The organism is Ramlibacter cellulosilyticus, from assembly GCF_014297465.1.
In the GTDB taxonomy this organism is placed as follows: Bacteria; Pseudomonadota; Gammaproteobacteria; order Burkholderiales; family Burkholderiaceae_C; genus Ramlibacter; species Ramlibacter cellulosilyticus.
This window is the reverse complement of record NZ_JACORT010000002.1, coordinates 246,482-258,849: the sequence shown is the minus strand read 5'-3', so window position 1 is coordinate 258,849 and position 12,368 is coordinate 246,482. Positions and strand designations below refer to the sequence as shown.

General features: G+C 70.7%; 11 protein-coding genes. 5 read left to right on the top strand and 6 right to left on the bottom strand.

The features are described from left to right. Window positions 1-3 precede the first annotated feature (3 nt). Together H8N03_RS07120 and H8N03_RS07115 are read right to left on the bottom strand one after the other, a co-directional pair. Window positions 4-1,368, bottom strand: coding sequence for a peptidylprolyl isomerase (locus H8N03_RS07120; RefSeq protein WP_187075462.1), 1,365 nt, complete (start codon window positions 1,366-1,368; stop codon window positions 4-6). Between the two features lie 12 nt (window positions 1,369-1,380). Continuing rightward, window positions 1,381-3,780 (bottom strand): LPS-assembly protein LptD, encoded by a 2,400-nt coding sequence (locus H8N03_RS07115; RefSeq protein ID WP_187075461.1) that lies wholly within the window; start codon window positions 3,778-3,780, stop codon window positions 1,381-1,383. Window positions 3,781-3,843: 63 nt separating this feature from the next. On the opposite strand from H8N03_RS07115, the gene H8N03_RS07110 reads away from it, so the two are divergent. Genes H8N03_RS07110 through H8N03_RS07100 form a run of 3 tightly spaced genes read left to right on the top strand, consistent with a single transcriptional unit; the run spans window position 3,844 to window position 6,829 of the window. Further along, window positions 3,844-4,941, top strand: a complete 1,098-nt coding sequence (locus H8N03_RS07110) for an aminoglycoside phosphotransferase family protein (RefSeq protein ID WP_187075460.1) — start codon at window positions 3,844-3,846, stop codon at window positions 4,939-4,941. Window positions 4,942-4,946: 5 nt separating this feature from the next. After that, a complete protein-coding gene (locus tag H8N03_RS07105) occupies window positions 4,947-5,663 on the top strand; it encodes a 16S rRNA (uracil(1498)-N(3))-methyltransferase (protein ID WP_187075459.1) in 717 nt (238 codons plus the stop codon). Continuing rightward, complete coding sequence (locus H8N03_RS07100; protein ID WP_187075458.1) at window positions 5,660-6,829, top strand: MFS transporter; 1,170 nt, start codon at window positions 5,660-5,662, stop codon at window positions 6,827-6,829. The genes H8N03_RS07105 and H8N03_RS07100 overlap by 4 nt, the downstream gene beginning before the upstream one ends. 143 nt (window positions 6,830-6,972) lie before the next feature. Here the strand turns inward: H8N03_RS07100 and H8N03_RS07095 are convergent, their stop codons facing one another. Together H8N03_RS07095 and H8N03_RS07090 are read right to left on the bottom strand one after the other, a co-directional pair. Continuing rightward, window positions 6,973-7,821, bottom strand: coding sequence for an alpha/beta hydrolase (locus tag H8N03_RS07095; RefSeq protein WP_187075457.1), 849 nt, complete (start codon window positions 7,819-7,821; stop codon window positions 6,973-6,975). 90 nt (window positions 7,822-7,911) lie between these two features. Continuing rightward, window positions 7,912-9,384: a M20 family metallopeptidase gene (locus H8N03_RS07090; RefSeq protein ID WP_187075456.1), complete on the bottom strand. Its 1,473-nt coding sequence runs from the start codon at window positions 9,382-9,384 to the stop codon at window positions 7,912-7,914. Window positions 9,385-9,539: 155 nt separating this feature from the next. Between H8N03_RS07090 and H8N03_RS07085 the strand changes: the two genes are divergently transcribed. Beyond that, complete coding sequence (locus tag H8N03_RS07085; protein ID WP_187075455.1) at window positions 9,540-10,286, top strand: DUF72 domain-containing protein; 747 nt, start codon at window positions 9,540-9,542, stop codon at window positions 10,284-10,286. A gap of 140 nt (window positions 10,287-10,426) precedes the next feature. Here H8N03_RS07085 and H8N03_RS07080 read toward each other — a convergent pair whose 3' ends face one another. Next, window positions 10,427-11,011 (bottom strand): IMPACT family protein, encoded by a 585-nt coding sequence (locus tag H8N03_RS07080; protein WP_187075454.1) that lies wholly within the window; start codon window positions 11,009-11,011, stop codon window positions 10,427-10,429. Between the two features lie 91 nt (window positions 11,012-11,102). Between H8N03_RS07080 and H8N03_RS07075 the strand changes: the two genes are divergently transcribed. Beyond that, a complete protein-coding gene (locus H8N03_RS07075; protein ID WP_187075453.1) occupies window positions 11,103-11,564 on the top strand; it encodes a DUF421 domain-containing protein in 462 nt (153 codons plus the stop codon). On the opposite strand, the gene otnI is transcribed toward H8N03_RS07075, so the two are convergent. Beyond that, a complete protein-coding gene (gene otnI, locus H8N03_RS07070; RefSeq protein ID WP_187075452.1) occupies window positions 11,548-12,366 on the bottom strand; it encodes a 2-oxo-tetronate isomerase in 819 nt (272 codons plus the stop codon). The genes H8N03_RS07075 and otnI overlap by 17 nt on opposite strands. Window positions 12,367-12,368 lie beyond the last annotated feature (2 nt).

The following is a 12,368-nucleotide window of genomic DNA, read 5'->3' as shown; positions in this document are numbered from 1 at the left end:
GCCCTACTGCGGCGGCTCGCGCAGCTCCACGTACGCGCGGCCGCGCACCTCCTGCGCCCAGCGCACGTAGGCCTCGTCCATCTTCTTCTCGCGCAGCAGGTTGCGCACCACCTCGCGCTGCTCCTTCGGGTTGAGCTGCGACTGGCGCCGCTCCAGCAGCTGGATCAGGTGCACGCCGAAACGCGTGGTGATGGGGTCGGCGATCTGCCCGGGCTGCAGCGCGTCCAGCACTTCCTCGAACTCGGGCACGAACATGCCGGGGCTCGCCCAGCCCAGGTCGCCGCCATTGCGCGCGCTCGCGTCCTGCGAGCTCTCGCGCGCCACCGCCGCGAAATCGGCCTGCCCCGCCTGGACGCGGCGCTTGATGTCCGCCAGGCGCTGGCGGGCCTGCGCTTCCGTCATCTGCGCGCTGGGGCGCAGCAGGATGTGGCGCGCATGGGTCTGGGTGACCGCGATGCCGGTCTTGCCCATCTCGCGCCGCTCCAGCAGCTTGACGATGTGGAAGCCCGCGGCGGAACGCACCACGTTGCTGATGCCGCCTTCGGGCAGGTCGCGCACGGCGTCCACGAAGAGCGGCGGCAGCCGGTCGGCCGTGCGCGCGCCGATCACGCCCGCGTTCTGCGCGGCGCCACCGGCGTCGGAGTTCTCCCGCGCCAGCTTGCCGAAGTCCTCGCCGCCGCGGGCGCGCTGCAGCAGCTGGTTCGCCTTGGCCTGGGCCTGCGCCACCTGCTGCTCGGTCGCGCCTTCGGGCACGCCCACGAGGATGTGCGCGATGTTGATCTCGGTGAGCGCGGGGTCGCCCGAAGGCCCCTGCTCGCGCAGGTACTGGTCGATGTCCAGTTCGGTGATCTTCACGCGCGCCTGCAGCTCGCGGTCGCGCAGACGCTGCAGCAGGATCTGGTTGCGCAGGTCCTCGCGGAACTGCGACAGCACCATGCCGTCGGCCTGCAGGCGGCGGCGCAGTTCCTGCACGCTCACGCCGTTCTGGCGCGCCACCGAGGCTTCGGCCTGGTCCACCACCGCGTCGTCCGCGCGCACGCCGGTGTCCCGCGCGAGCTGCAGCTGCGCCTTCTCGGTGATCAGGCGCTCCACCACTTCGCGCGCCAGCTGCGAGCGCGGCGGCATCGGCGAACCCTGCGCGGCGAGCTGCTGCTCGTAGCGCACCATGCGCCGGCGCACTTCGTTGTTGGTGATCGGCTCGGAGTTCACCACCGCCACGATGTAGTCCGCGGGCAGCGGGCCGGCATCCGCCCGGGGGGCCGTGCGCGCGCCGAGCTCCGGCGAGGCGCGCAGGCCTTGCGCCGCGGCCGGCCAGGCCAGGGCGGAGGCGAGGAGGGCGCAGCCCAGCGCCAGGGATCGAGGAATCATCGTGCTTGCACTCTAGTCGTAATTGCTGAACCGGCTCGGCGTCGTCACGCGCTCGCGCAGGAACTGGTAGCGGGGGATATTCTGCTTGAGCGTCTGCAGCGCGTTGGAACCCAGCTTGCTGAAGCCCACGAACTCCAGCTGGAACAGCACGCGCTTGTTGACGTCGCTGCCGGCCTGCATCCGCTCCAGCACGACGCGGCCGATCCAGCAGCCGCCATCGTATTCCAGGCCGATGATGCCATCCACGAGGCGGCTGTCCTTCAGGCTGTAGTTCAGGCGCCCGACGCTGTACCAGCGGCCTTCGCCCTCGCCGGCCCCGGGGCCGAGGTTCTGGCCCTTGTCGCCCCAGAGGTCGTTCAGCGGCCATTGCCAGCCCACGTCGATCTGCTCGCTCAGGCCCTGCTGGCGCCGGTACGCCGCGGAGATCACGCGGTAATTGCCCGGGTTGTAGCGCACGCCGAAGGTGGAGCGGATGGACTGGCTGGACTTGTAGTTGTATTGCAGCAGGCCGTCGGCGCTCCACTTCGGCAGGAAGCTCACCGACGCGCCGAACAGCACGTCCGAGAGGCGCTCGCTCACGGGCTGCTGCCCCGGCAGCACCACGTCCTGGTCCGAGAACCGGATGCGCTGCGCGATGCCGAACTTCGCCGCCTCCGCCCCCGTGGCCGGGTCGAGGAAGCGGGTGTTCACGCCCAGCGTGAGCAGGTTGTTGTCCGCGATGCGGTCGTGCCCGCCGTACTGGTTCTCGGTGTAGATCGTCGCGAAGTTGAAGTCCACCTGCGCGGAGTCGTACGTCGGCAGCCGGTTCTGGTCACGGAACGGGGTGTACACGTAGAAGGCGCGCGGCTCCAGCGTCTGCACGAAGCCGCGGCCGAAGAGATTGGTCTCGCGTTCCAGCACCAGGCCGCTGTCCAGGCTGAAGGTGGGCACCGTGACGGCGGCCGTGTTCTGGCCGGTGGCAAGCGGCGCGTCGAACGCGTAGTAGCGCGAATGCACCTGCGCCTTCGGGATCACGAACCAGCCCGGCGCCTGCCAGGGCCGGCTCACCTGCGCGACGAGGTAGCTGCGCTGCCCGTCCGGCTGGTTCACTTCCGGCGTGGTGGGGAAGGCGTTGCGCACCAGCGCGTCGATGCTGTGCGTGAAGTGCGTGTAGTCGCCTTCGACGTAGGTGTCCAGGCCGCCCCAGACATCGGTGCGCGACCAGCGGCCGGTGAGCTGCGGCGCGCGGTCGTACGGCGGCACGATGGGCGCGTCGGGGTCCTGCAGCGTCTGCCACTTCTGCACGCGCCCGTTGAAGTTGATGCCCGCCCAGCCCCAGGCCAGCGTGCCTTCGTTGACCAGCAGCCGCTGCGTGAGCGATGCGGAGCTGCGCGAGAAGTCGCGCCAGTAGTTGTCGTCGCTGACGCGGTTGAGGTTCAGGTTGAGCGCCGAGGTCCCCAGCACCGGCAGGTTCAGGCCCTGGTTGTGCTGCGCCGTGAAGCCCCAGCGGTCCTCGTGGTCGCGCAGGCGGTCGCCGGGCAGGTAGTGCCCGCGCGCCATGCCGCTGTAGCTCGGCTCCAGGTAGCGGAACTCGCCCGCGAGGTCGATGCCGCGGCGGGTCATGATCGTCGGGTACAGCGTCGCGTCGCGGTTGGGCGCGATGTTCCAGTAGTAAGGAAGGGTGAGTTCCAGGCCGCTGCGGTTGTCGAGGCCGATGGTGGGCGGCAGCACGCCCGACTTGCGCTTGTCGCTGAGCGGGAAGCTGATGGCCGGCACCGGCAGGATGGGCACGCCCTTGAAGCGCAGCACCGCGCCTTCCGCGTGCCCGACTTCCTCCTCCTGGTCCAGGCTGATGGAGGCGGCGCGCAGGATCCAGTCCGGCATCCAGCTCGGGCCCGGGTGGCGCTGGCAGGTCGTGTACGACGCGTTGCGGATCACGGCGCGGTCGGCGTCGATGAAATCCACGCGGTCCGCCTCGCCGTAGGCGTCGTTCTGCAGGAAGCGGTAGCGCGGCTGGTTGAAGAAGCCGTGGAAGGCGTCGACCTCCAGCTCCAGCAGCGGGCCTTCGAAGGTGTTGCCCGCCTTGTTGATGTAGACGTCGCCCTCGGCCCGCGCCTTGTCGGTTGCCTGGTTGTATTCGAGGCGGCGCGCGCGGATCACGGTGTCGCCGCGGCGCAACTCCGCATTGCCTTCCACCACGGTCTCGAGGTCGGGGCGGCCCTGGATGCGGTCGCCTTCCACGAAGGTCGGAAGCTGCGCGCCGTCCTGGGGCGTCGTGGTGTCGCGCAGCGCGGGCGACGGCTGGAGGCGCGGCGAAGTCTCGGCCGCGGCCTGGGCGAAGACGCCCGCCGGCTGCAGCAGCGAGGCGGCCACCAGCGCGATGGGGCTCAGGGCGAAGCGGGCGAGGGACGCCTTGTTTCTTGGGTGATGCATCGGGGTTCTTGGACCCGGGCGCCCGCGAGGCGCGCCACGTTGGATTTGTAGAATCGATTATCCATGAGCGATTCCGCGCAAACCCCTTCCCGGGCGGCGTCCGCGCAAGCGGCGGTGACCTGGAGCGACCCCCGGCGCGAAGCCGCTTTCCGTGACTGGCTGGCCAGCGTCGCGCCTGCCCATGCGTTGCAGGCCGATACGGTCCGGCCGGCGTCCGCCGATGCGAGCTTCCGCCGCTACCTGCGCGTGGACGGCGCCGGCGGCAGTTACATCGTCATGGACGCCCCGCCCGACCGGGAGGACTGCGCGCCCTTCGTGAAGGTGGCCGGCCTGATGGCCGATGCCGGCCTGAACGTCCCGCGCGTGCTGGCCTGGGACGCGCCGCAGGGCTTCATGCTGCTGGACGACCTCGGCGACCGCACCATGATCGAGGCGGTCGACGCGGAGCCGACCCGGGCGACGCAGGGGCTTTACCTGCGCGCGGTGGACGCGCTCATCGCCTGGCAGCTCGCGTCCAAGCCGGGCGTGCTGCCGCCGTACGACGAGGCGCTGCTCGCGCGCGAGCTGTCGCTCTTTCCCGACTGGTACCTGCAGAAGCACCGCGGGGTGGAACTGACCGAGGCGCAGCGCCAGACCCTGGACCAGCAGTTCAAGCTGATCATGGCGCGCAACCTCGCCTCGCCCGGCGTGTACGTGCACCGCGACTTCATGCCGCGCAACCTGATGATGCCGCGCGACCCGGCGGAGCCCCGCCTCGGCGTGCTGGACTTCCAGGACGCGGTGCACGGCCCCATCACCTACGACATCGCCTGCCTGATGCGCGATGCGTTCCTGAGCTGGGACGAGGAGTTCGTGCTGGACATCACCGTGCGCTACTGGGAAAAGGCGCAGAAGGCCGGCCTGCCGGTGGACGCCGATTTCGGCGAGTTCTACCGGGCCGTCGAGTGGATGGGGCTGCAGCGCCACCTCAAGGTCGCGGGCATCTTCGCGCGCCTGACGCTGCGCGACGGCAAGCCGAAGTACCTCGCCGACGCGCCGCGCTTCATCGCCTACATCCGCGCCGCCTGCAACCGTTACCGCGAGCTGGCGCCGCTCGCGCGCCTGATCGACCAGGTCGAAGGCAGCGACGCGGTGACCGGCTTCGCCTTCGGGCGCGTCTGAGCGCCGTGCCGCGGCTGCACTGCGGCGAGCCCCTCGCGAGCGGCGCCTCCATCGCCCTGCCGCCGGGGGCGGCACGCCATGTGCAGGTGCTGCGGCTGCAGCCCGGCGACGGGGTGACCCTGTTCGACGGCCGCGGCGGCGAGTACGACGCGGTGGTGGAGCACATGGGCCGCAGCGAGGTCCGCGTGCAGGTCGGTGCGCACCATGCCATCGAGCGCGAGGCGGGCGTCGCGGTGCACCTGGCGCTGGCCATGCCCGCCAACGAGCGCATGGACTGGCTGGTGGAGAAGGCCACCGAGCTCGGCGTCGCCTCCATCCAGCCCCTCGTCAGCGAGCGCAGCGTGCTGCGCCTCGCCGGCGAGCGCGCCCAGAAGAAGCAGGCGCACTGGCAGTCGATCGCGATCGCCGCGTGCGAGCAGTGCGGGCGCAACCGGGTGCCGGCGGTGCACGCCGTGCAGCCGCTCGCGTCCTGGGTCGCGGGGCAGCCGGGCACCGGGTGGATCCTGTCGCTCGCCCACGGCTCGCAGGCGCTGGGCGCCCTTGCCGGTCCCTCGCAGGTCACGCTCCTGAGCGGCCCGGAAGGCGGCCTCGCGCCGGCGGAGGAACAGGCGGCCCTCGCCCGCGGCTGGATCCCCGTCAACCTCGGGCCGCGCGTGCTGCGCGCGGAGACGGCCCCCCTTGCTGCACTCGCGGCCCTGACCCTCGCGCAAGGAGCGCCATGAACCGCAACCTCTGGCTGCTCGCGGTGCTGCAAGGCCTGTTCCTCACGAACAACGTCACCTTCATCGCGATCAACGGTCTGGTGGGGCTGCAGCTCGCGCCGTATGCGTGGATGGCAACGCTGCCCGTGATGGGTTACGTGGTGGGGAGCGCGATGTGCACCGGGCTGGTCGCGCGCAGCCAGGCGCGGCTGGGGCGGCGGCGTGCGTTCCAGATGGGGCTGGTGGTGGCGATGGGCTCCGCGCTGCTGTGCGCCTTCGCGGCGAGCACGCGCCAGTTCTGGCTGCTGTGCGCCGGGACGGTGGTCGCCGGCTACTATGCCGCCAACGCGAGCCTGTACCGCTTCGCCTCCGCGGAACTCGCCGAGCCCTCCGCGCGCGAGAAGGCCGTGTCGCTCGTGATGGCCGGCGGCCTGATCGGCGCCGTGGTCGGCCCGAACCTGGCGTCCGCCACCCGCGACTGGGCGGCCACGCCTTTCACCGGGGCGTATCTCGCGCTGTGCGGCGTCGCGGCGCTGGCCCTGGTGCTGCTGGCGTTCATGCGCTTCCCGCCGGTGGCGGCCGTCGCGGCGAAGCGGGCTGGGCGCAGCGTCGCGCAGTTGCTGCGGCAACCCACCTTCCTCGTCGCGGCGCTCGCCGGCGCCCTGGGCTACGGCGTGATGAACCTGCTGATGGCGGCCACGCCGCTGGCCATGCAGCAGTGCGGCCTGCCGTTCTCCGACGCCGCCTTCGTGCTGGAATGGCACGTGATCGGCATGTTCGCGCCCGGCTTCTTCACGGGGCACCTGATCAAGCGCTTCGGCGCGCTGCCGGTGATGGCGGTGGGCGTGGCGCTCAACGTGGCCTGCATCGCGATCGCGCTCTCCGGCGTGGAGCTGCGGCACTTCGGCGTCGCGCTCTTCCTGCTGGGACTGGGCTGGAACTTCCTCTTCACCGGCAGCACCACGCTGTCGCTCACCGCCTATGCGCCGGAGGAGAAGGACCGCGCGCAGGCGGCGCTGAACTTCTTCATCTTCGCCACGCTGGCCTGCACCTCGTTCGCTTCGGGCGTGCTGGTGACCACGCAGGGCTGGACCTGGCTGAACCTGGGCTCGCTGGTGCCGGTGGCGCTGGTGGCCGCGGGGCTGGCGTGGCTGGCGTTCAGGAACGCGCGTCCGGCGACGGCGTGAGGACGGCGTGGCCCCGCCCGTAGGCTGGGTTGCGCGAAGCGCACCCCAGCTTTCACGCGCGGTGCGGCTTTGCTGGGGTGCGCTTGCGCGCAACCCAGCCTACGAACTCCTGCAACCGATCAGGGAAACCTCGCCCACCAGCCTCAGAACCGCGCATCCAGCCACTGCTTCAGGCACGCATAGACGGGCTGCGCATCGCGCTCGTTGAGGATCTCGTGGTACAGGCCCTCGAAGCGGCGCGCGCTCAGGACCTGGCGCGGCGCCGTGGCGGCGAAGAACTCGCTGCCTCCGGGGTCGACCATGTGGTCTTCACCCGCGTACATCAGCAGCGTGGGCACGTTCCAGGACGGCGCGCGCGAGCGCACCAGCGCCTGCTCTTCCTCCATGAACAGCGCCAGCCGGCCGGAAATGCGGTCGTGCACGCGCGGGTCGTTCAGGTAGGCCTGCACGACGCGCCGGTCGTGCGAGAGGTACTGCGGGTCGAGGCCGTTGCCCACCGTGAGGTTCGGGGCGATGCGCGGCACGATGGCCATCAGCAGGCGCTGCACGGGCCCGAGGCGCATGGCCAGCGCGGGGGAGGACAGCACCAGGCCGTCGACGGCATGCAGGGTGCGCGCGACGAAGCTCGCCGCCACCAGCCCGCCCAGGCTGTGCCCCAGCACGATCAGCGGCATGCCGGGGTTGCGCACGCGCGTGCTTTCGACCAGGTCGGCGAGGTCGTCGAGCAGGCGGTTGGCGTGCGGCAGGCCGCCGCGCGTGCCGTCGGATTCGCCGTGGCCGTACTGGTCGTAGCTGCGCACCGCGAAGCCCCACGCATTGAGCACGCGCGCGAGTTCGTCGTAGCGCCCCGCGTGCTCGCCCAGGCCGTGGACCACCAGCACGGCGCCGCGCTGCCGGGCGCCGTCCGGCAAATACCAGTCCTGCACCGCGAGGTTGTCGCCGTCGCTGGCGGTGAACGTGGATAGCGTGGACTCGGCGCCAGCGTGGCTCATCGGGGCCGAATCATGGCCGAGGCGTTGCCGGTGTCAATGCCCCGATTGGTGCAATCGTTCCGTCCCGGAGAACGCGGCGCCGGACGGCACTCAGGGCATGCGTGCCATCACTTCCGCGACGGCGGCCGTCAGGCGCTTGGCGTAGGGCACGTGGAGGAACTCGTTCGGCCCGTGTGCGTTGCTGCGCGGACCCAGCACGCCGCACACCATCATCTGCGCCTGCGGGAAACCCTGGCTGAGCATGTTCATCAGCGGGATCGTGCCGCCCTGGCCGATGTAGCCGACCGGCGCGCCGTAATGCGCCAGCGAGGCGGCGTTCAGCGCCTGCTCGAACCACGACGTGGTGGGCGGCGCGTTCCAGCCGGAAGCGGCGCCGCTGCCTTCGAAGGTCACCTTCGCCTGGTAGGGCGCGTTGTCTTCGAGCAGGGTCTTGAGTTCCTGCACCGCGGCCGCGGCGTCCACCAGCGGGGGCAGGCGCAGCGACAGCTTGAAGGCGGTGTAGGGCCGCAGCACGTTGCCGGCGTCCTGCATCGCGGGGAAACCTTCGGCGCCCGTGACGGACAGCGTGGGCGTCCACGTGCGGTTGATCAGGGCCTGCACGGGATCGGTGGTGGTCGGCAGGGCGAACGTGGTGGAGCCGCCGCAGTCCGCGTGCGCCCAGGGGAAGCGCTTGTAGACCTCGTCGCCAAGGATGGCGGCCGTGGCTTTCGCCTGCTCCAGGCGGTCCGCGGGGATCTCGCAGTGGAAGCTTTGCGGCAGCAGGCGGCCGGTCTTGCTGTCCTCCAGGCGATCGAGCACCTGGCGCATGATGCGGAAGCTGGAAGGCACCAGGCCCGAGGCATCGCCGGAGTGCACGCCTTCGGTCAGGATCTGCACCTTGAGCGTCCCGCCCGCGAGGCCGCGCAGCGAGGTGGTGAGCCACAGCTGGTCGTAGTTGCCGGCACCGGAATCCAGGCAGATCACCAGGCCCACGTCGCCCAGGCGCGGACGCAGCGCGTCGACGTAGGGCAGCAGGTCGTAGGAGCCGGATTCCTCGCAGGTCTCGATGAGGCCAACGATGCGGGCGTGCGGCTTGCCCTGCGCCTTGAGCGCCTGCAGGGCGGCGATGCTCGCGTACACCGCGTAGCCGTCGTCCGCACCGCCGCGGCCATAGAGCTTGCCGTCCTCGTACTTGGGCGTCCACGGGCCGAGGTCGTTGCGCCAGCCGGTGAACTCCGGCTGCTTGTCCAGGTGCCCGTACATCAGGATGGTCTGCTGGCTGTCCGCCTTGGTCGCCGGCACCTCGAAGAACAGCACGGGCGTGCGGCCTTCCAGGCGCACGATCTCCAGCTTCAGCCCCTCGACCTTCTGCGCCTCGACCCAGCTCGCCGCGTTGCGCAGCACCGTGTCGATGTAGCCGTGCTGCTGCCACTGCGGATCGAAGCCCGGCGACTTGGCGGGAATGGCGATGTAGTCGGTGAGCTGGCGGACGATGTCGGCGTCCCACTTCTGCGTCACCTGGTCCAGGGCGCGGGCGCTGTCGAGCACGGTGGGCGGGAGTTCGCGGTGGAGGGGGGCGTTCATGGCGGAGGGGCTAGGGGCTAGGGGCTAGGGGCTAGGGGCTAGGGGCTAGGGGCTAGGGGCTAGGGGCTAGGGATTACTGTACGCGGTGCGTTGGCGCTGGGCTAGCATGACGTCGATTCCCTCTAGTCCCTAACCCCTAGACCCTCACCCCTCTCATGCCCCGCATCCATGTGGGCGTCGGCGGCTGGACCTTCGAGCCCTGGCGCGACAACTTCTATCCGGCCGGCCTGCCGCACAGCCGCGAGCTGCACTACGCGAGCCGCCAGCTCACCGCCATCGAGGTCAACGGCACCTTCTACAGCACCTTCAAGCCGGACACTTTCGCGAAGTGGCGCGACGAGACGCCGGACGGCTTCGTGTTCAGCCTCAAGGCGCACCGCTTCACCACCCACCGCAAGGACCTGGGCACGGCGCAGGAGGGCGTGGACCGCTTCACGGGCAGCGGCATCGCGCAGCTCGGGGACAAGCTGGGGCCGCTCGTGTGGCAGTTCATGCCGACCAAGCGCTTCGTGGCGGAGGAGGTCGAGAGCTTCCTGAAGCTGCTGCCGCGCGAAGTGGAGGGCCGGCCCTTGCGCCACGTGCTGGACGTGCGGCACGAGAGCTTCGCGACGGAGGAATACCTGGAGCTGCTGGCGCGGCACGGGTGCACGACCGTCTACACGGATTCGCCGAAGTTCCCGGCAATCCCGCATGCGAAGAGCGAGCTGGCCTACCTGCGGCTGATGCGCAGCGAGGCGGATTGCGCGACGGGGTATGCGCCGGAGGCGTTGCGGCCGTGGGTGGAAGGCGCGAAGGAGTGGGCGGAGATGGGGGAAGCGAACGAGGCGTTCGTGTATTTCATCAATGGGGCCAAGGAGCGGGCGCCCGCGGCGGCGATGGAGTTCCTGAAGCAGCTGGGTTGAGGATCGGTGGGGTTCGCTGGCGCTCACCTTCCACGGCTTCGCCGCGCCACCCTACAAATACCGTCATGCGCGGGAAGGCTGCCTTCTCGTAGGGTGGCAGCGCGCCGGCGCCGGCAGGTGGGCGCCAGCGAACCCCACCGCTAGGCGAGCCACGCGAGCTGCCCCTGCCCCACTTCGTTCAATCGCGCCCGCAATCCCGCCACCACATCCTCCGGCACGCTGAACGCGATCTCCACGCTTTCGCCGTGCACCACCTCGCCGAGCGCGGCCCCCGCTTCCTGCAGCACCCGCCGGACGAGCCCCTCCTGCGCATAAGGGACGGTGCACGCGAGCTGCACCAGCTTCTGGAGCGTGACCTTCTCCGCCCCCAGCAACGCCTGCGCCACCGCATCCGTGTACGCCCGCACCAGGCCCCCCGCCCCGAGCTTCACGCCGCCGAAGTAGCGCACGACGGTCGCCAGCACGCCTTCGAGCTGCTGGTGCCGCAGCACCTCCAGCATCGGCCGCCCTGCGGTCCCGCCCGGCTCGCCGTCGTCGTTGGCCGCCGACTGGCCGCCGGCCAGCAAGGCCCAGCACACGTGCGCCGCGCCCGGGTGTTCCGCGCGCAGCCGCTCCACCACCGCCAGCGCTTCGGCGCGGCCCGCCACCGGCTGCACGCATCCCAGGAAACGGCTCTTCTTGATCAGCAGTTCGCTGTGGACGGCATGGGCGAGCGTCAGGGGCATGGGCCGAGACTAGCGCACGCAGGCCCGGCCGACGCGGCGTGGCGCTACCGTCCGACAACGCTGAGCCACCAGGGGTGGTGCACTGGCGGGCATGTTCGACATGTCCATTCCCTGGTGGGAGTTCGTCGTGCGGGCCGGCGTGGTCTACATCGTCCTGCTCGTCATGGTGCGCATCAGCGGCAAGCGCACCGTCGGCCAGTTCACGCCCTTCGACCTCGTCGTCGTGCTGCTGCTGTCCGAAGCGGTGAGCGGCGCGATCAACGCGCAGGACGAATCGCTGCCCGGCGGCCTCATCGCGGCCGCGACCCTGATCGCGCTCGACATGCTCATCGCCGTCGCCACCTCCCGCAGCAGGCGCATCGACGCGGTGCTGCAGGGCAATCCGGTGCTGGTGGGCCGCGACGGCGTGATCTACGACGAGGTGCTGCGGCGCGAGCGCGTCTCGCGCGGGGATGTCGAGAAGGCGCTGCGCGACGCCGACTGCGAGATCGAGGACATGCGCATGGCCATCCTCGAGGCGGACGGCAACATCAACGTCATGAAGAAGGCGTGAGGCGGCGCAGCCAGCCCAAGCCTTCGCTCGTGCCCCCCGCCTGCGCGCCGCGCGCCGGGCGGTATTCGCAGCCGATCCAGCCCTGCCAGCCGCACGCGGCCGAGACCTCGTCGATCACCGAGAAGAGGTACGGGTAGTTCAGCTCGCCCACGTCCGGCTCGTGCCGCTGCGGCACGCCCGCGACCTGGAAGTGGCCCACGCGTCCCGTGGGCAGGTACTGCCGGATCTTCATCGCGAGGTCGCCCTCCACGATCTGGCAGTGGTACAGGTCCATCTGCACCTGCACGTTGGCTTCGCCGATCTCCGCGAGCAATTCGTGGGCGTGGTCCTGGCGGTTCAGGAAGAAGCCCGGGATGTCGCGCGTGTTGATCGGCTCCAGCAGCACGTTCACGCCCTGCTTCGCCGCCTCGCGCGCGGCCCAGCGCACGTTGGCCACGTAGGTCGGGCGCAGGTCGGCGCGCTCGCGTCCCTGCGGCACGAGCCCCGCCATCACGTGCACGCGCGGGCACTCCAGCGCCTCGGCGTAGCGCAAGGCCTGCACGACGCCATCGCGGAACTCCTGCTCGCGACCGGGCAGGCAGGCCGTGCCGCGCTCGCCGCCGTCCCAGTTGCCGGGCGGCGCGTTGAACAGCACCTGCTCCAGGCCGTTGTCCTGCAGCCGCGATGCGAGCTCCTTCGGCTCGTACGCGTAGGGGAAGAGGAACTCGACGCCACGGAAGCCGTCGCGTGCCGCGGCGGCGTAGCGGTCCAGGAAGTCGTGCTCCGGGTAGAGCATGGACAGGTTGGCGGCGAAGCGCGGCATGG